The sequence below is a fragment of the Roseovarius bejariae genome (genome assembly GCF_009669325.1).
Lineage (GTDB): Bacteria > Pseudomonadota > Alphaproteobacteria > Rhodobacterales > Rhodobacteraceae > Roseovarius > Roseovarius bejariae.
In genome coordinates this window covers 1,881,139-1,899,205 of the sequence record NZ_SZWE01000001.1, presented here as the reverse complement: position 1 = coordinate 1,899,205, position 18,067 = coordinate 1,881,139, and the positions used below count along the sequence as shown (strand labels likewise).

Genomic DNA, 18,067 nt, shown 5'->3' with positions numbered 1-18,067 from the left:
TGTCTCAGTCCTCCTCAGACTCGGACCCTGAGGTCTCGATCTCGTCATAATGGTCTTCGTTCAGTGTGCCCGCGTCCTTGCGGGCCTTCAGCATGTCCTTGATCAGCTCATCGGTCAGCACCAGCTTGGCATCGGCCAGCCAATCGAATTGCAGGCCAACGGTGCCTTCTTCGATATTGATGAGCACGTCGTTGTCCTCGACCCCGGCCAGAACGCCCTTGAAGCGTTTGCGCCCGTCGATCATTTCGGATGTTTCCAGCTTTGCCTCGTAGCCCTCGAATTCCTCGAAATCCTTGAGGCGGGTCAGGGGGCGGTCGATTCCGGGGCTGGAAACCTCCAGGGTATAGGCATCGGTCAGCGGGTCTTCGACATCCAGAACCGCGCTGACGGCGTTCGAGATGTCGGCGCAATCATCCACTTCGATGCCGCCCTCGGGTTTCTCGGCCATGATCTGAAGCGTGTTGGTCTTGCCGCCCATCAGGCGCACGCGCACCAGTTCATACCCCATGTCCTCGATGACGGGGGTGATGATCTCGGCCATGCGGCGATCAATGGCTGTCTTGGCGATCAGGTCGTTGCTCATCAGTCTTTCAAACACAAAAAAACGGGCGCGCGGCCCGTCGATATTTCCCGGTGGAGCGCCGGGTTTGGACCCCAACGCGCCGCTGTTGAAAGGGGATATACGCCTTGGTGGCTGAGTCTGCAAGGGGCTTGGAAGACCTAAAACCACACCGACGCGACACTGACGAAATACCGACGTTTCACAGACAGATATTATTGCTTTTTTCCAAAGGCTTACGCCCCACGCCCCAAACGGTCCATGACCTTGACCAGTTCGGCACTGATTCCCGGTTCGGACAGGGCGTGGCCGGCGACCGGGATCATGCGCAGGCTGGCGTTGGGCCAGTTCTGTACCAGACGCCAGGCCGAGGCGGGCGGACAGATCATGTCGTATCGGCCTTGTACGATGGTGCCGGGGATATGGGCGATCTTGGGCATGTCCTCGTGAATCTGGCCATCGCGCTCAAGGAAGCCGCCGTTGATAAAATAATGGTTTTCCAATCGTGCGAAGGCATGGGCATACTCGGCCGGGCTGTCGATTGTGGCCCCGTTGGAATGCACCGTGGCCAAGGCATTTTCCCAAGCCGACCAAGCCTTTGCATGGCGGATTTCCTCGGTGCGATTGCCGGAAAACAGCCGCCGGTGATAGGCCGCGATCATATCGTCGCGCTCATCTTCCGGGATCAGCTCACAAAACCGCGCCCATGTTTCGGGCCAGAATCGCCCGGCGCCACCGCCATAGAACCAGTCCAGTTCGGCCCGCGTCATGGTAAAGACCCCGCGCAGCGCCAGATGCCGCACCGGACCGGGATGCGCCTGTGCATAGATCAGGGCCAACGTCGCGCCCCAGCTTCCGCCGAAAACGATCCACTCGTCGATCTTCAGGGTTTCGCGGATGCGTTCGATATCCGCCACCAAGTGCCACGTGGTGTTCGCCTCGACGCTGGCATGCGGTTTCGACCGGCCACAGCCGCGTTGATCAAAGAGGATGATTCGATAGACATTCGGATCGAAATACCGGCGCATCGCCGGGCTGCATCCACCACCCGGGCCTCCGTGCAGCACGACAACCGGCAGGCCATCCTTGCTACCGGATTGCTCTATATAAATCTCGTGACCATCGCCCACGTCCAGCATCCGACGATCAAAAGGCTCGATCGGCGGGTAAAGATACTGGACTGCGCTCTTTTGGCCTGAGAATTTATCCATGACCGTCCTATATAGAGGGGCCGGACCACATGAGCATATGGAGAGCAGAATGCAAGCCGCTCAAACTACGATCGACCCAGCCGAGGTTGCCAAGTTCGAGGCCATGGCCGCCGAATGGTGGGACCCAAACGGTAAATTCAAGCCGCTGCACATGCTCAACCCCTGTCGTCTGGGTTATATCACATCACAGATCGCCGCCGAGTTCGACAGGGATTTGAACAGCGAAAATCCGTTCGCGGACCTGCGGATTCTCGACATCGGCTGTGGCGGCGGGTTGTTGTCCGAACCCATGGCGCGGCTTGGGGCCGAAGTGGTGGGCGCGGATGCCGCCGGGGGCAACATCCCCGTGGCGCAAGTCCACGCCGAGCAATCGGGCCTGACCATCGACTATCGCCACACCACCGCCGAGGCCCTTGCCGACGCCGGTGAGCGGTTCGACGTGGTGTTGAACATGGAGGTGGTGGAGCATGTGGCCGACCCCTTGGCCTATCTCACCGCCTGCCAGACCCTTCTCAAGCCCGGTGGTTTGCATATCTGTTCGACGATCAACCGCAACGCCAAGAGCTTTGCCATGGCGATCGTGGGCGCGGAATACGTCATGCGGTGGCTGCCCAAGGGGACGCATGAGTGGAACAAGTTCATCACCCCGGATGAGCTTTATTCGCTGATCGAAAAGGCGGGGCTGACGCCGGTGGATCGCAAGGGGTTCGTCTTTAACCCGGTCTCTTGGCAATGGTCGCTGTCGGCCAAGGACATGAGCGTGAATTATGTCACGGCCAGTGTGAAACCCGCCTAATCGGACTCAAGCTTGGTTCGCAGTTCCCGCAGGACAGGCAGCGTGGTGCGCACCTTGTCCTCACCGACGTCGCGGACCAGTTCGGTGATCATCGGCGTGATTGCGGCAATCGCCGCATCGCGGGCCTGACGGCCTGCGGGGCTGATCGCCACCATCTTGCGGCGGGCGTCATCCCAATCGGGGCGGATATGCACGTAGCCCGCCCATTCCAACTTACTGAGTGTGTTGGTCATGGCGCCGCGCGTGACGTGGAAACTCTTGGCCAGTTGTGCCGGGCTGCGCTCCCCTCCGGCGCGGGCAAGGTGATTGAGAACCGAAAAATGCGAGATTTCCATGCCCTTGGGCAAAACGCGGCTCAGCCGGTTCCGGATCAATTGCTCATCGGTGAGAATCTCGCTGAACAGGGCGACAGCAAGGGAATTGATCGAGGCTTCACTCATTCACGGACCATCGAATTGGGGCGCCTTTTGCAGGGACGGGATGCGTTGACGTGCTTGTGCCACCTTACCCAAGTCGAGATCAACGTAAATGACACCCGGATCGGTGCCGCCATCGGCGATCACCTCGCCCCAAGGCGCGACGGCAAGGGAATGGCCGTAAGTCTGGCGCGCTTTACCGCGGGTCGCGTTGTGGCTGCCGGTTTGCGCAGGCGCGAGAACGTAAGAGCCGGTTTCAATGGCCCGGGCGCGCAGCAAAACCTCCCAATGGGCCTCGCCTGTGACGGGGGAGAAGGCCGAAGGAATGGTCAGGATGTCGGCCCCCGCTTGCGCAAGGGCGCGGTATAGGTAAGGGAACCGGACGTCGAAACAGACGGTCATGCCGATTTTGCCAAACCCGGTATCGGCCAAGACGGCCTTTTTCCCCGGCCTGTAGCCTGCGGATTCGCGGTAGGTTTCGGAGTCGGAAACCTGCACGTCGAACATGTGGATCTTGTCATAGCGCGCCGTGATCTCGCCCATGGGGTCGATCAGGAAGGAGCGGTTGGCAAAGCGCCCGTCGGCATCATTGGTCTTGAGCGCAAGAGAGCCGATCAGGAGCCAGATGCCATGTTTCCTGGCGCGGGCGCGCAGACCGGCCAAGGTTGGGTCGTCTGCTTCGTGGCACAGGACCTCTTGTTGCCGTGTCCGGCTGGCCGAGACACAGTTCGTCACCTCCGGGGTGAGGATAAACTGCGCCCCGTGCGCGGCGGCCTGATCCACATAGTCGCATGTGACCGCGAGGTTTTCTTCGGGATCATCACTACTGTTAAGCTGTATCAGGGCCGCTTTCATACGCTTCACCCCTGTAAAAGCGGGTCAAGTTTTCCGGCGCGATCAAGCGCGTAAAGCTCATCACAGCCGCCGACGTGGGTTTCGCCCACGAAAATCTGGGGCACGGTGCGCCCGCCGTTGGCCCGCTGGATCATCTCGGGCTTGCGCGCGGGATCAACCAGCACGTCGATTTCGGAAAAATTGATACCCTTTTGCTTCAAAAGGCGCTTGGCCGCGTGACAGAAGCCGCAGAGCGGCGATGTGTAAATCTCGACAGGTTGCATAACGTGTTCCCTTGGCTGTTCGCAGGGAACTTAGGCGTCCTTGGCCACGCGTGCCAGTGTCAGAACGTTCACGCCCGCGGCACCGCCGGAAAAACAAGCCTGCGTGGCGGCGGATAGGGTGGCCCCCGAGGTCATCACATCATCAACGATCAACACCTTGCGTGCCGCCATTTTGTGCCGACGCCGGGGGTGCGGGGTGATTGCCTGTCCCACGGTGGCATGACGCGCCTCGAACCCCAGCCCTTCAAGGCTCTGGGTACGGCGAGACCGGATTAGAAGATCAGGACAGTAATCGAGACCCAAGTCATGGGCCACGGCCTCGGCCAGTAAGGCCGCTTGGTTGAAACGGCGTTTGACCATGCGGGTCCAGTGAAGCGGGACAGGCGCCACAACCATGCGCCGGTCGATCAGAGGTGCAGCGGCCCGCGCCATCCAAAGGGCTGCCGGACGGGCGATATCGTGCCGGTCGCCGTGCTTGAGTGACAGAACGAGTTTGCGACCGTGGTCCTTGTAGAGAAGGGCAGCACGGCCTTGGGCCCATGGGCGCGCGAGTGTCAGGCAATCGTCGCAAAACTCGGCTTCGCCGTGGTCTTCGCCGGGCAAGGGCACGCCGCAGGCATCGCAACACAGGCCCGAGATAAAAGGCGTTTCACGCCAGCAAGGGCCGCAAAGCCCGAAATCACTGTCCACCTGATCGCCACAGAGGGTGCAGCGCGGCGGATAGACCAAGTGCAACGCCGTTTGAAAAGCCCGGGTGCTCACCCTATTGTCCCTCGCATGGATCATTCCCTTACTGACCGCCCTGCCCTGCTTCGCAATCGCGCCCGCGCCATGACGGCACCGGCCCTGTTTCTGCATGAGGAGGCGGCAGACGAGATCAAGGATCGGCTGGGGATGGTTAATAAATCATTTACCCGGCCAGCCGTGGTGAGCGGTTTTCCCGGCGCGTGGCAAAACTGGTTTCCCGATGCCGTCTGTGTGGCCGATGAAGAGACCCTGCCCCTTGAGGAAGGCACGCATGATCTGGTGATCCACGCCATGTGTCTGCATTGGGCGAATGATCCTGTCGGGCAACTCATTCAGGCACGCAGGGCTTTGAAACCCGATGGTCTGTTCCTGGGTGTCTTTTTCGGTGGTGAAACCCTGCATGAATTGCGGGCATCTTTGGCGCAAGCCGAGGTGGATCTAATGGGCGGTTTATCCCCACGCGTGGCCCCCATGGGCGAAATTCGTGATTTGGGTGCTTTGCTACAGCGCGCGGGATTTACCCTTCCGGTGGCGGATTACCTGCCACTGAAGGCCAGTTACGAATCACCCCTGCACCTGATGCGGGAGTTGCGGGCCATGGGCGAGACCTCGGCGCTTGCGGCGCGGCCCCGCCATGCAACGCGGCGCACGGTCATGATGCGCGCCTGTGAACTTTATACCGAAACCTTCGCCACCCCGGACGGGCGGGTGCCCGCCACCTTCGACCTGATGGTCCTGACGGGCTGGTCCCCGGACGCAAGCCAGCCACAGCCGCTGCGCCCCGGATCGGCCACCGCGCGTCTGGCCGATGCGCTTGGGACGGAAGAAAGCAGTTTGAAAGATTGACGGCAGGGACAAAGCCGTTATCTCACACAATGAAACACGAATATGAAAACGAGATTGCCCATGCTGGACGCTAGCACGACTGCCAAGGTTCCCGAGCACGCCAATGCCGATCATCCCGCCATTCCGACGGCGAAAACAGGTGTTCTTCTGGCCAATCTCGGCACCCCGGACCACTATAGTTATTGGCCGATGCGCCGGTATCTGAACGAGTTCCTGTCGGATCGCCGGGTGATCGATTACAGCCCGTGGAAGTGGCAGCCGTTGTTGCAACTTATCATCCTGACCAAGCGCCCCTTCGCCAGCGGCGAGGCCTATAAATCGATCTGGAACGAGGAAAAGAACGAAAGCCCTTTGATGACCATCACGCGGGATCAGACCGCCAAGATGGCCGACCTTATGCAAGAGCGGTATGGCGATCAGGTCATGGTGGATTTCTGTATGCGTTACGGCAATCCTTCGACCAAGTCGAAGGTGCGCGCGATGGTCAAGGCAGGCTGCACCCGCATCCTGTTTTTCCCGCTTTATCCGCATTATGCCGGGGCTACCTCGGCCACGGCGAACGATCAGTTCTTTCGTGCCTTGATGGAGGAGCCATGGCAGCCCACGGCGCGGGTTGTAGAGCCCTATTTCGAAAACCCCGCTTACATCGACGCCCTCGCCCAATCCGTCGAGAAAGCCTATGCGGAGGTGGACGAACGGCCCGATATCCTTGTGGTCAGCTATCACGGCATGCCCAAGCGATACCTTATGCAGGGCGATCCGTATCATTGCCAGTGCCAAAAAACCACGCGCCTGTTGAAAGAGCGGCTGGGGTGGGACGACACACAGATCACCACGACCTTCCAGTCGGTCTTTGGCCCCGAAGAATGGCTCACGCCCTATACGGTTGATCACGTCGCCGACCTGGCGCGCGAGGGCAAAAAGAAAATCGCGGTAATGGCGCCCGCGTTCTCGGCGGATTGCATCGAGACACTGGAAGAGATCAACGAGGAAATCCGCGAAAGCTTTGAAGAGGCGGGAGGTGAGCAATTCACCTATATTCCTTGCCTCAACGACAATGACAGCCACATGCAGGCCCTGGCCGGTGTCGTGGAAGAGAACCTAAAGGGGTGGCTCGACTGATCGGGCCATCCCCCGGAATCAAAAAAGGCAGTGGATAACCACTGCCTTTTTCGTTTGCTTTGTCGTGCGACCGATTAGTCGGCTGCGACAACTGCTGCCACGATGGCGAGCAGAACCAGCGGAACCCAAACGCCAGCTGCCGACGAGCTTGCGGTGGTTTCTTCAACAACGACGGGTGCTTCCATTACCGGCTCTTCCATGTTGCCAGCAGTGGCGGTCGAAGCGGCGGCTGCCATTGCAGCGGCGAGAACGAGTTTTTTCATAGTATCCTCCAGATATTGGCCTACCGAAATTCAAACGACGGCAGGCACCCAAGACTTACCTCGTGAGATTTTTCTAATCAGCAAACCGGAGGGAATGCAAACTCATCTTGTGCCATGGGTAGCAAGATACGGCGGAATTTCGTCAAATAAGCAACACTTGTGTACCGACTTTGGTCATCCCGAAGAGTTCTGCGATGTGCTGATTATAGAGGCCGATACAACCATTTGACGAACGCCGCCCGATTTTACGCGTGTCGTGGGTTCCGTGGATACGGTAATAGGTCCAGCTCAGGTAAAGGGCGTGCGTGCCAAGCGGATTCTCCGGACCGGGGGGCACATAGGGCGGCCAATCGGGGTTGCGCTTGAGCATCGAGGGTGTCGGGCGCCAGTCGGGGCCTTCGACCTTGCGCACCACACGTGTCCGGCCCCGGCGCGTCAAATCCTCGGTCAACGGGACACTGGACGGGTAAAGTTTGTAGGTCTCGCCGTCTTCCGACCAGAAATGCAGCGCACGCGAGTCGATATCGACAAGGATTGCACCGTTTTTCAGGTTCGAGAAATAGGGTTGCCAATCCAGCGTGCGGAAACTGGAAATATTGCGCCGTACGCTGGTGGTTACGTCACGTTCGATCTCGACGGTTTCATCGCCCGTGACATCCTGTGCCAAGACCGGCGACCCGACGGCCGCAGCCGTCCCGGCCATGAAAGCCCGTCGGCTCATGCCATTTGAGTACTTGATGGCCATACTCGAACTCCATTCTTGGCTATCTGACTTGTGCTGGAATATATGGCGCGAATGTCGCAGTCGCAATTCAAAGAAACGTTAATCGGCAAAGTCACGCAGATGTGGGTTTGAATCGCAACGGCGGTTTGGTTACTGCTATCGCGCAAGCAACAGCACGGGTGGCAGGCAGATATGATACGTATTTCCGGACTTCTTCTTTCGGCTTTGATGGTACTTTCGGCCTGTGCGACCACCCCGCCGGAGCCGACACTTGGGCCAGATGGCAAGCCGCTGCCCAAGGTTTATCGCATTCGTTCCGGCGAGACCGCGAAAATTCAGTACCGCATGTTGGATTCGGTCAATGCCCTTCGCGAAGCCGCGGGCGTGCCTTCGGTGCAACTGAATTCGCAACTCAACGCTGCGGCAGCGACCCATTCGCGCGATATGTCGATCCAGAACCGCCCATGGCACTTTGGCTCGGACGGCTCTTCGCCGATCGACCGGGTGCGCCGGGTCGGATATGCCGGGCAGCTTGTGGGCGAGACCATTTCGGAAACCTATGAGACCGAAACCGAGACTCTGGCCGCGTGGATGGAAAAAGACACCACCCGCAATGTCATCCTGTCCCCCGAGGCCCGCGACATGGGCTTTGCTTGGCTTCAAGAAGACAACGGCAAGATCTGGTGGACCATGGTCCTGGGCAAATAAGCCCGGCGATCAGGGGTAGATACTGATCGGGGTGCCGTTTTTGACCATGGCATAGATATCCTCGATCTCGCGATTCTTGACCGAGATACAGCCTGCGGTCCAATCCGGGTCGGTCCGTTCCAGTAGGCCCTTGGCGTTTGGCTGCCCATGAATGAAAATGTCGCCACCTGGGCTTTTGCCCTGCGACGTGGCAAAGGCGATATCCTTGCGATTGGGATAGGAAATGCCGACGGAGAGGTGAAATTCACTATTCGGATTGCGGCGGTCGATCACGTAGTGGCCTTCGGGGGTTTTGCCGTCCCCTTCGAATTGCTTGTGCCCGGCGGGTGCGAAACCCAGGTCGATGTCATAGTTCTTCAGCACCTTGTCATGGTGCAGCAGATACAACTCGCGGTCGCCCTTGTTGACGATGACGCGCGTCACCTCGGGGCCGTTGTAGGTTTTGAATTTCGAACTGCAAGCGGCAAGGCCAAGGCATAAAAAGCCAGCCAGAATCAGTTTCAGAATACGCATCTCGGTTAACCTGTTTTCCTGTCTCGCCCGCATTTTAACCCGTCTGCCGCGAATTCAAAAAGGGAAATCGTGACCCCGGTCACGACCGTTGGAATGCGGCCACCATTTCAACATGCGCCGACCAGCGGAATTGATCGACAACCTGCACCGGACCCATCTTGAACCCCGCGCTCAACAGGGCGCGTGCATCGCGGGCAAAGCTTGCCGGGTTGCACGAAACATGCGCGATGACCGGAATATCAGATTGGCAAAGTTCCGCGATCTGCGCCTCGGCCCCGGCGCGTGGAGGGTCGATCACCGCCGCATCGAAGGTTTTAAGTTCATCCGGCATCAGCGGGCGGCGGAACAGGTCGCGCGCCTCATGGCTGACCGCCTTCAGGCCGTGCGCATGTCGCCACCCCGTATCAAGGGACGCCATCATCGCCGGGTCGCCTTCGATGGCGTGCACCTCGGCCTGTTTGGCAAGCGGCAGGGCAAAGGTGCCGCATCCGGCGAAAAGATCGACGATACGCTTGGCGCCCTTGGTGATTTGGACAACTTCATTTCGCAACGCGGCCTCCCCATCCTGCGTAGCCTGCAAAAAGGCCCCGGGTGGAGGAGTGACAGTGACCCCGCCGAAATCCTGTTCGGGCGGAAGGCGGGTTGCGATCACCTCGTCCTCCCACGCGAGGCGGGCGAGATCATGGGCCTCGGCCAATTGCGCCAGTTCCAATCGAAGCGGACCATCCAAGGGCTTGCCACCGCTCACGGCAACATCCAAACCGTTGCGGGTCAGGGTGACCGCTACATCAAGACTATGTTTTCGGCTGGCCCCGGCCATGGCCAGTGCTTCGGCCACCGGGCGTGCCTGTAACAGATCGGGATGTAACAACTGGCATCCGGGGATGTCGGTGATCACATCCGACCCCTTGGCATGAAAACCTGCCATGGCGCCCTTTTTCGTGCGGCGCGCCGCGAATGTGGCACGGCGGCGGGAAAGGGGCGGGGAAACATGGATCGGCGCGAAATCGGCCTCGATCCCTTGTGCGGTAAGGGCGGTGCGCACGACCTCGACCTTCCAATCTGCCACGAAGGCATCCGAGGCATGCTGAAGCTGGCAGCCGCCACAGGATTTGAAATGGCGACAGGGCGGGGCAACGCGATGCTCGGACGGCGTGACAATTTTGACATCGCGCAGCTGATCACCATCGCGCCGGGCCGTCACAACCTCCCCCGGAAGAGTGAGCGGGGCAAAAAGCGGGCCTTCGGCAATGCCATCTCCACGGTGGCCCAAGCGTGTGATGTGGTATTGATCCATTGCGTTACTCCGCCAGCATGTCGTCGCGGGTCAGCGCGAAGCCCGAGTCGATCCAGCGTTGCTCCAGTTCGCGCAAGCGCTCCCCCAATCGAGGGCCTTCATAGGCCGGCATCAGGTCGGCGGCCTTGAGCGGGAAGCTTACCGTCGCGCCTTTGCGCAGCGGTTCCAAATCATCGTCACTCCAAGGCTGTTCCAGAAGCGCGGCACGCAATAGCAGGATGTCCTGACCATCCGTTTCACCAAACCTGTAGCCCAGTTCGGCAGGTGCCCGCAGGCCCGTAGCCTCGGAGCGCAGCATGGTCGCGCGACGGGCCTGCGCCTTGCTCAGGCGAAACCGTTCTTGCAGGGCGTCACCGCCCAGCGCCGCAAGCCGCCGCATCCCGTCGGGGGCCGCCCCGGCCATGCCTTCCAAGTGCACCAAGGGCGCGAGGGCGCGATCATCCGCCCCGGGCAAGACAGCCATCAAGACCCCGCAGGCCCGCATGGCCGCGACGGACGGGGCCGGATCGGGGGCCGACAACAGCTTGACGAACTCGGCCCCGACCCTTTCGCGTGACAGGCCGGACAGCCCATCCAGATGCTGTGCAACAGCCGCCAGGCCCTCGGCATCCAATCCGGCCTGCGGGTCACCGTACCATGCGTGGAACCGGAAAAACCGGAGGATACGCAGGTAATCTTCACGAATACGCTGACCCGGGTCTTCAATGAAGCGCACACGCCGCGCCTTGAGGTCAGGCAGACCGCCCAAGGGGTCGATCACCGTACCGTCCGACCGGGCGTAAAGCGCGTTCATCGTGAAATCGCGGCGCCGCGCATCCTCGGCAACATCCGTGGAAAAGGCCACGGTGGCATGGCGCCCGAAGGTTTCCACATCTTCGCGGAAGGTCGTCACCTCATGCGGCAAACCATCCGAGACAATCGTGACCGTGCCATGTTCGATCCCGGTTGGAACAGGTTTGAAACCGGCTTGTTCGGCGAGTTGAACAACGGTTTCGGGCGGTGCGTCGGTTGCGATGTCAATGTCCGCCACGGGCGCCTCCAGAAGCGCGTTGCGGACGCAACCACCGACAAACAGCGCCTGAAACCCGGCAGATTCAAGCATCCGGCACACCGCTTGGGTGGGCTTGGCCGTTATCCAGTCGCCGGTGACTTTCATGACGCCCTCGCCGCGTCGGCCAGAGATCGCAGGATACGCGCGGTCGCCCCCCAGATGTAATAGGGGCCAAAGGGCACAGTGTAATACCGCCGCTGCCGGCCACGCCAACGGCGGGATTGGACATGGAAATTGTCAGTGTGCAGCAGGTGCGAGAGTGGAACGGTAAACACCTCCTCGACCTCGCCGGGTTCCGCAATCGGGTCAAACCCGGCACGAATGCGCGCCACAACGGGCGTCACCGTGAAGCTGGTCACGGTTTCATGGCTGGGCAGGCTACCCAGAACCTCGACATTATCGGGCTCAAGCCCGATTTCCTCCCATGCTTCCCGAAGGGCGGCGGCGGTGACATCATCATCACCCTCGTCCTGCTTGCCACCGGGAAAGGCGATCTGCCCCGGATGATGCTTGAGCGCGGAGGAGCGTTTCGTCAGGTAGACAACCGGCCCGGTCCTGACCTCGGCAATCGCCACCAGAACCCCCGCAGGCCGAAGTTTCCGGCCCGCAGGAAGAACAATATCGGGATTCAGGTCGTAATCCGACGTATCCAGCCGTGCCTTGGCCAAGGCACGGGTTACATGGGTGATCGGATCAATCATCATCACCGGGTGGATTTTGCGCATCGAAGCCCAGTGTGCTGGGATCCATGCGGTAATGGGCCCCGCAGAATTGGCAATCGGCGGTCAGCACCCCTTCTTCGGTGGTCATCTTCTCGATGTCCTTGGCCGAATAGATCGACAGGCTGTTGCGCACCCGATCTTCGGAGCAGGTACAACCAAAGCGCACGGGCTGCATATCGAAAACGCGCGGGGCTTCCTCGTGGAAAAGCCGCACCAGAAGGTCTGTGGGCGCGACCGAGGGACCGATCAGCTCAAGATCGTCAACCGTATCCAAAAGCGTGTTGGCGCGGTTCCAGTTCTCGGCATCGTCACCTTCCACCACGTCTTGCGGGGTCAAAAGCCCCTCTTCGCCCGATCCGCCGCCTTGGGCAAAGGGCGAAGCTTTTGGCATATGCTGGAGCATGACGCCACCGGCGCGCCAGTGTTCCTGTCCGCCTGCCTCGGTGGATTTGCCGAAGGATAGCGAAAAGCGCGTCGGTAGTTGTTCGGACTGTGCGAAATAAGCTTCGGCACAGGCGCTCAGGCCATCGGCCGTAAGCGGTGTGATCCCCTGATATGGCGTGGTGCCTTCGCCCTGATCGATCATCACGGCGAAATACCCTTCGCCCACCTGATCGAAGGGCGTACCGGAAATGCGATCACGGTCAAAGCTGGCATAGGCGCGGATGCGCGCGGGCTCACCTTCGGCCTCGGGGGCGTAGTAATCGGTGGCGATCATGCGCACCGGGCCTTTGGACTGGACCTGCAACGACAGTTTCCAGCGCAGCTTGATCGTTTGCCCGATGAGCGCAGTCAGCAGGGCCATTTCGGCCACCAGGGCCTCGACCGGGGCGGGGTAATCGTGCTGCTTGAGGATGCCATCAAGCACACCATCCAGCCGCGCCACCCGGCCGCGAATATCCGCATTGTCCAGCTGGAACGGCAGGATCGTGTCGTCCCAAGCGATTTTTTGTCCGAGAGTCATGGGGTTTCCTTGTCTGCCGGAAGTTGGCATATCGCGTCTATATATAACCATCAAGGCAAGGTCCAAGGGGGGATGTGGCATGATACGGCGCTTTGGCGAAACACCCCGCGCTAACGTGCGATACACACGCCGCCCCGGAGTTTACGCGATCTTACCACGGGACGGGCGGCTTTTGTTGACGCATCAATCGGAGCCAATCCCCGAATTGCAGCTTCCGGGCGGTGGGATTGACCCGGGGGAGGGGCCGATACAGGCGCTTCACCGGGAAGTTTTCGAGGAAACCGGGTGGAAGATCGGATCGGCGCGCCGGTTGGGGGCGTTTCGCCGGTTCACCTATATGCCGGACTATGACCTGTGGGCGGAAAAGCTTTGCATGATCTACATGGCATGGCCCGTGCGTCCGCTAGGCCCACCATCCGAGGCCGGACATACCCCTGTTTGGGCTAAGCCAGCACGCGCCGCGCAGGAACTGGGGAACGCGGGGGATCGGCACTTCGTCAGCCAACTATGGGGCTTGGCTTGAATTCAAGCAGAATTGCCGAGACATCATCGGTCAGGTCGTCTGTGTGCGCAAAATCCACCAGTTTCCAGACCAGTGACTCAAGGCAGGCCATGCCGCGTGTCTGGCGCAACTCGGCAAGGATTTGTGCAAGCCCGGGATCGTCCAGCAGGGCACCAGCCGGGTCGGCACATTCCACCACCCCGTCGGAATGGATCATGAGCCGATCCCCCGGGGCCATCGTAACCTCGAAATCCTCGTATTCGGCCCCGTCGATCAGGCCCACCGGCAAACCGCCGGTTCCGATCATTTCCACCCGCCCGTTGGCCCGCTGCAAGGCCGGGTAGGGATGACCCGCCTGCGCCATGGTTACCTTTCCCGTAGACAGGTTCACATCGGCCAGAAGCAGGGTAAAGTAATGTTCGGTCTCCATTTCGTTCAGGACCATTTGATTGAGCGCGGCAATGGTTTCACCCGGAGGTTTCAGGGCATATGACCCGTCCGGCATACGGCGCAGCGCGACGTTCTGATCCGGCGACACCGCGGATAGGTAACCCGCAAGGCGCGCCGTCATCAGGGCCGAACTGATCCCATGCCCTGACACGTCGATTCCGTATAACCCAATGCGTGTGGAAGTGACCGGGAAGAACCCGACCAGATCACCCCCCACATGGCCACTGGATCGCAGCATGAGCGAAACCTCGGCAGGCCCGAAATCGCGATGACGATCGCTGACCAAGGATTGTTGCAACTTCTTCGCCTCGATCAAATCATTGTCGAGCGCATCGTAGAGGGACTGCAATTCATCCAGTGTGGATTTGACCAAACGGTTCTTCTCGGTCAGTTCCCGCTCCATCCGCAGGATACGATCGCCCGCAGCGATACGCGCGCGTAGTTCCGAGGCATTCACCGGCTTGGTTAGAAAATCATCGGCCCCGGCATCAAGGCCATGGGCGATCTCTTCCTTGCCGCTTTTGGACGTCAGAAGAATGAAATAACCATAGCTGTCACGCCGCATGGCCCGGAATTCACGGCAAAATTCCAGGCCATCCATACCCGGCATCATCCAGTCGCTCATCACCAGGTCGGGCGGATCGTCGCGGCAGATTGTCAAGGCTTCGAGGCCTGATGCGGCCTCTCTTACGGAAAAACCCCAGCGTTGCAGAGAGGCAGACAAAATGCGCCTTTGCGCGCGGCTGTCATCCACCACGAGAACCCTGCGCATTGCAAAATCCGGCGATGCTTTTGGACTGTCTTTGGCCGCGAAACTATTCACCATTCCCATCCGTCAACACGTGTCAGGCCAGTGAAAGCCAGCGGGGATTAACCGATGATGAAGCCTAAAAATCGAATTTCTAGAATTGCCTGTACTCAGGATCGCTTAACAGTTTTGAACAACACTCTGAATGAGCAAGATAAGGACATTTTGGCGATGATCGACTGGAACAGGGTAAAAGACTTGCGCGATGAAATCGGCGCCGACAGTTTGCAGGAAGTGGTTGGTATGTTCCTTGAAGAAGCCGACGCAGAAGTTGCCGGGCTTCGAGATGATCCAAGGCAGGATGCGCTTGAATCCCGCTTGCATGCCCTGAAAGGCAGCGCACTGAACCTTGGGTTTGCACAGTTCTCAGAGAAATGCCAAGCGGGTGAAACAGCGGCAGCGGCTGGTGCGGCAGAGCAGGTTGATATTGCCGACATTCTGGCCAGCTACGACACCTCGAAAGCCGTTTTCCTTGAGGGGTTAGGTAGCGTATCGCCTGCTTAAATCAGGAACTCGGCAAGAACTTCGTCATTCGTTATGTCGCGATAGTCGAAACCAGCCGCTTCAAGTTTTGTCTGGATATGTTCGAAGTTCTCGGGGCGGTTGGTTTCGATCCCGATCAGGACCGACCCGAAATTGCGGGCGGATTTCTTGAGATACTCGAACCGTGCAATATCGTCTTCGGGGCCGAGAATGTTCAGGAAATCGCGCAAGGCACCGGGGCGCTGCGGCATACGCAGGATGAAGTACTTTTTGACACCGGAATAACGCTGTGCGCGTTCCTTGACCTCGGGAAGGCGCTCGAAATCAAAATTCCCCCCGGACGTCACGCAAACCACTGTTTTGCCACGAATATCTTGTGCCAAATCCTTGAGCGCATCAACGGCCAGCGCCCCAGCAGGTTCAAGCACGATGCCTTCGACGTTGAGCATTTCAAGCATCGTGGTGCAAAGGCGATCTTCATCAATCGCCAGCATGGTGGAGGGGTCGATATGGGCAAGGCGTGCAAAGGTCTTGGCCCCGATCTGGGCGACGGCGGCACCATCGGCGAAATTGTCGATATGGTCCAGACGGGTCGGCTTACCGGCATGCAACGCAGCCGCAAGGCAGGCCCCACCTTCCGGTTCGACCAATGTGAAAGTGGTGCGATCCCCGAGATAACTGCAAACCCCTGAGGAGAGACCCCCGCCACCGACGGGCATGATGATCCGGTCGGGCATATGATCCAGCTGTTTTTCGATCTCGACGCCCACAGAGGCCTGACCTTCGATCACGTCTTCATCGTCGAAAGGAGACAGGAAATGCCCATTGATTTCAGCGCAATAAGCCTGTGCCGCCGAAAGCGTATCGTCAAAGTAATCGCCGGTCAGCCGGATCGAAACGGCATCGCCACCGAATTTCTCGGTCTTGCCGATCTTCTGCTGCGGGGTCGTGACCGGCATGAAGATCACACCCTTGACCCCGAAGTGACGGCACATGAAGGCCACGCCCTGGGCATGATTGCCGGCACTGGCACAAACAAACTGTGTCGAATTCGGACTATTTTCCAAGACTTTACGCATGGCGTTGAAGGCCCCGCGCAGCTTGTAGGAGCGCACCGGCGACAGATCCTCGCGCTTGAGCCAGATGTCGGCATGATAACGTTCGGACAGGTGATCGTTGCGTTGCAGCGGCGTGGGGTCGAACACGTCGCGCATCGCGGCTTCGGCGGATTGGGCAAGGGGGCGAAAATCAGTCATAACGCCTTGATTGGCGGAATGTTACATCCGGGGCAAGGGTGTTGGGCAAAGCATACATAAGAATACCGCAAACCTGACGTATCTTGCCCCGGCGGCAAAAACCCGATAAGCGCCGTGCGCATATCCGAAGAGAGGGAAAAGTGATGTCCGCGCCCAAGAAAGTCGTGCTGGCCTATTCCGGGGGGCTTGATACCTCGATCATCCTGAAATGGCTGCAAACCGAATATGGTTGCGAGGTGGTGACCTTTACCGCCGATCTGGGCCAGGGCGAGGAGTTGGAGCCCGCGCGCAAGAAGGCGGAACTTCTTGGAATCAAACCGGAAAACATCTTTATCGAAGACATCCGTGAAGAGTTCGTGCGTGATTTCGTTTTCCCGATGTTCCGCGCAAATGCAGTGTACGAGGGGCTGTACCTTCTGGGTACGTCAATCGCCAGACCGTTGATTTCAAAGCGTCTTGTGGAGATTGCCGAGGAAACCGGAGCCGATGCCGTCGCGCATGGGGCCACAGGCAAGGGCAACGATCAAGTGCGGTTCGAACTGGCCGCATATGCCCTGAACCCCGACATCAAGGTGATCGCGCCGTGGCGCGAATGGGACCTGTCCAGCCGTACCAAACTTCTTGATTTTGCAGAGAAAAACCAGATTCCGATCGCCAAGGACAAACGCGGCGAAGCGCCGTTTTCCGTGGATGCGAACCTGCTGCATACGTCGAGCGAGGGCAAGGTTCTGGAAGACCCCGCAGAGATGGCGCCGGATTACGTGTATCAACGCACGGTTCATCCCGAGGATGCGCCGAATGAACCGGAAATCATCGAAATCGGCTTTGAGAAAGGCGATGCCGTCAGCATCAACGGCGAGGCGCTTAGCCCTGCTAACCTATTGACAAAACTGAATGAATTGGGCGGCAAGCACGGTATCGGGCGGCTGGACCTGGTGGAAGGCCGGTTCGTGGGGATGAAGAGCCGCGGGATTTACGAGACCCCGGGCGGCACGATCCTTCTGGAAGCGCATCGCGGGATCGAACAAATCACGCTGGACCGGGGCGCCGCGCACCTCAAAGATGAGTTGATGCCGCGGTATGCGGAGCTGATCTATAACGGGTTCTGGTACAGCCCCGAACGCGAGATGTTGCAGGCGGCGATTGACGCCTCACAACATCATGTGACCGGATCTGTGAAACTGAAGCTTTACAAAGGCTCGGCCCGCACGGTTGCCCGCTGGTCGGATCATAGCCTGTATTCGGAAGCGCATGTGACCTTCGAAGACGACGCGGGCGCCTACGATCAGAAGGACGCCGCCGGTTTCATCCAGCTCAACGCGCTGCGCCTGAAGCTTTTGGCGGCGCGGGAGCGCCGGTTGAAAGGATAAACGTACGAGTCGTACGTTTTACCCCCGAGTTTCGTACGAAAATCCGGGGGTCGCGAAAAACTTTCGTACAAGTCGTACGATTCTTCGAAAAGAAGGCCCGGCCCAGCGCCGGGCCTTACCTTTGCGCGCGTGGCTTTAATT

22 protein-coding genes are annotated in these 18,067 nt (G+C 59.4%); 7 read left to right on the top strand and 15 right to left on the bottom strand.

The genetic code is table 11. The features are described 5' to 3' along the window. Window positions 1–4: 4 nt before the first annotated feature. Entirely contained in the window at window positions 5–583 is a 579-nt protein-coding gene (gene rimP / locus FDP25_RS09120; protein ID WP_154150997.1) for a ribosome maturation factor RimP, read from the bottom strand. Between the two features lie 212 nt (window positions 584–795). Next, complete coding sequence (gene pip / locus FDP25_RS09115) at window positions 796–1,770, bottom strand: prolyl aminopeptidase (protein ID WP_154150995.1); 975 nt, start codon at window positions 1,768–1,770, stop codon at window positions 796–798. 49 nt (window positions 1,771–1,819) lie between these two features. Here pip and ubiG point away from each other — a divergent pair, with 49 nt between their 5' ends. Further along, window positions 1,820–2,566 (top strand): bifunctional 2-polyprenyl-6-hydroxyphenol methylase/3-demethylubiquinol 3-O-methyltransferase UbiG, encoded by a 747-nt coding sequence (gene ubiG / locus FDP25_RS09110; protein ID WP_154150993.1) that lies wholly within the window; start codon window positions 1,820–1,822, stop codon window positions 2,564–2,566. On the opposite strand, the gene FDP25_RS09105 is transcribed toward ubiG, so the two are convergent. Genes FDP25_RS09105 through FDP25_RS09090 form a run of 4 tightly spaced genes read right to left on the bottom strand, consistent with a single transcriptional unit; the run spans window position 2,563 to window position 4,886 of the window. Then, the gene (locus tag FDP25_RS09105) at window positions 2,563–3,006 is read right to left on the bottom strand and encodes a MarR family winged helix-turn-helix transcriptional regulator (RefSeq protein ID WP_154150992.1); all 444 of its coding nucleotides are present in this window, start codon (window positions 3,004–3,006) and stop codon (window positions 2,563–2,565) included. The two genes, ubiG and FDP25_RS09105, sit on opposite strands and share 4 nt — an antisense overlap. After that, window positions 3,007–3,837, bottom strand: a complete 831-nt coding sequence (locus FDP25_RS09100) for a carbon-nitrogen hydrolase family protein (RefSeq protein WP_154150990.1) — start codon at window positions 3,835–3,837, stop codon at window positions 3,007–3,009. Window positions 3,838–3,842: 5 nt separating this feature from the next. Then, window positions 3,843–4,100: a glutaredoxin 3 gene (grxC, locus tag FDP25_RS09095; RefSeq protein WP_154150988.1), complete on the bottom strand. Its 258-nt coding sequence runs from the start codon at window positions 4,098–4,100 to the stop codon at window positions 3,843–3,845. 30 nt (window positions 4,101–4,130) lie between these two features. Continuing rightward, window positions 4,131–4,886 (bottom strand): double zinc ribbon domain-containing protein, encoded by a 756-nt coding sequence (locus FDP25_RS09090; RefSeq protein ID WP_154150986.1) that lies wholly within the window; start codon window positions 4,884–4,886, stop codon window positions 4,131–4,133. On the opposite strand from FDP25_RS09090, the gene FDP25_RS09085 reads away from it, so the two are divergent. Further along, the gene (locus FDP25_RS09085; protein ID WP_154150984.1) at window positions 4,878–5,693 is read left to right on the top strand and encodes a methyltransferase domain-containing protein; all 816 of its coding nucleotides are present in this window, start codon (window positions 4,878–4,880) and stop codon (window positions 5,691–5,693) included. The genes FDP25_RS09090 and FDP25_RS09085 overlap by 9 nt on opposite strands. A gap of 60 nt (window positions 5,694–5,753) precedes the next feature. After that, window positions 5,754–6,815: a ferrochelatase gene (gene hemH, locus FDP25_RS09080; RefSeq protein WP_154150982.1), complete on the top strand. Its 1,062-nt coding sequence runs from the start codon at window positions 5,754–5,756 to the stop codon at window positions 6,813–6,815. Window positions 6,816–6,889: 74 nt separating this feature from the next. On the opposite strand, the gene FDP25_RS09075 is transcribed toward hemH, so the two are convergent. Continuing rightward, entirely contained in the window at window positions 6,890–7,078 is a 189-nt protein-coding gene (locus FDP25_RS09075; protein WP_154150980.1) for a hypothetical protein, read from the bottom strand. Window positions 7,079–7,220: 142 nt separating this feature from the next. Continuing rightward, the gene (locus FDP25_RS09070) at window positions 7,221–7,799 is read right to left on the bottom strand and encodes a L,D-transpeptidase (protein WP_154153320.1); all 579 of its coding nucleotides are present in this window, start codon (window positions 7,797–7,799) and stop codon (window positions 7,221–7,223) included. A 195-nt stretch (window positions 7,800–7,994) separates the two neighbouring features. Here FDP25_RS09070 and dalA point away from each other — a divergent pair, with 195 nt between their 5' ends. Beyond that, entirely contained in the window at window positions 7,995–8,510 is a 516-nt protein-coding gene (dalA, locus tag FDP25_RS09065) for a divisome-associated lipoprotein DalA (protein WP_154150978.1), read from the top strand. A gap of 9 nt (window positions 8,511–8,519) precedes the next feature. Here the strand turns inward: dalA and FDP25_RS09060 are convergent, their stop codons facing one another. From FDP25_RS09060 to hslO, 5 genes are all read right to left on the bottom strand, one after another. After that, window positions 8,520–9,023, bottom strand: a complete 504-nt coding sequence (locus FDP25_RS09060; protein ID WP_154150976.1) for a L,D-transpeptidase family protein — start codon at window positions 9,021–9,023, stop codon at window positions 8,520–8,522. Window positions 9,024–9,102: 79 nt separating this feature from the next. Beyond that, the gene (locus FDP25_RS09055; RefSeq protein ID WP_154150974.1) at window positions 9,103–10,320 is read right to left on the bottom strand and encodes a class I SAM-dependent RNA methyltransferase; all 1,218 of its coding nucleotides are present in this window, start codon (window positions 10,318–10,320) and stop codon (window positions 9,103–9,105) included. A gap of 4 nt (window positions 10,321–10,324) precedes the next feature. Then, window positions 10,325–11,476, bottom strand: coding sequence for a CCA tRNA nucleotidyltransferase (locus FDP25_RS09050; RefSeq protein WP_154150972.1), 1,152 nt, complete (start codon window positions 11,474–11,476; stop codon window positions 10,325–10,327). Further along, on the bottom strand, window positions 11,473–12,075 hold the full coding sequence (locus FDP25_RS09045; protein WP_154153317.1) for a CoA pyrophosphatase: 603 nt from the start codon (window positions 12,073–12,075) through the stop codon (window positions 11,473–11,475). Before FDP25_RS09045 ends, FDP25_RS09050 begins: the two co-directional genes overlap by 4 nt. Then, window positions 12,065–13,057: an Hsp33 family molecular chaperone HslO gene (hslO, locus tag FDP25_RS09040; protein WP_154150970.1), complete on the bottom strand. Its 993-nt coding sequence runs from the start codon at window positions 13,055–13,057 to the stop codon at window positions 12,065–12,067. The genes FDP25_RS09045 and hslO overlap by 11 nt, the downstream gene beginning before the upstream one ends. Window positions 13,058–13,136: 79 nt before the next feature. Between hslO and FDP25_RS09035 the strand changes: the two genes are divergently transcribed. After that, window positions 13,137–13,580 (top strand): NUDIX domain-containing protein, encoded by a 444-nt coding sequence (locus tag FDP25_RS09035; RefSeq protein ID WP_154150968.1) that lies wholly within the window; start codon window positions 13,137–13,139, stop codon window positions 13,578–13,580. Here FDP25_RS09035 and FDP25_RS09030 read toward each other — a convergent pair. Next, window positions 13,555–14,781 (bottom strand): PP2C family protein-serine/threonine phosphatase, encoded by a 1,227-nt coding sequence (locus FDP25_RS09030; RefSeq protein ID WP_154150966.1) that lies wholly within the window; start codon window positions 14,779–14,781, stop codon window positions 13,555–13,557. The genes FDP25_RS09035 and FDP25_RS09030 overlap by 26 nt on opposite strands. Window positions 14,782–14,886: 105 nt before the next feature. On the opposite strand from FDP25_RS09030, the gene FDP25_RS09025 reads away from it, so the two are divergent. Then, window positions 14,887–15,321: an Hpt domain-containing protein gene (locus FDP25_RS09025; protein ID WP_343032005.1), complete on the top strand. Its 435-nt coding sequence runs from the start codon at window positions 14,887–14,889 to the stop codon at window positions 15,319–15,321. Here the strand turns inward: FDP25_RS09025 and ilvA are convergent. After that, window positions 15,318–16,556 carry a threonine ammonia-lyase IlvA gene (gene ilvA / locus FDP25_RS09020; RefSeq protein ID WP_154150964.1) on the bottom strand — a complete coding sequence of 413 codons (1,239 nt, stop codon included), beginning with the start codon at window positions 16,554–16,556 and terminating at the stop codon, window positions 15,318–15,320. The two genes, FDP25_RS09025 and ilvA, sit on opposite strands and share 4 nt — an antisense overlap. A 143-nt stretch (window positions 16,557–16,699) precedes the next feature. Here ilvA and FDP25_RS09015 point away from each other — a divergent pair, with 143 nt between their 5' ends. After that, a complete protein-coding gene (locus tag FDP25_RS09015; protein WP_154150962.1) occupies window positions 16,700–17,926 on the top strand; it encodes an argininosuccinate synthase in 1,227 nt (408 codons plus the stop codon). The last annotated feature ends 141 nt before the right edge of the window (window positions 17,927–18,067 follow it).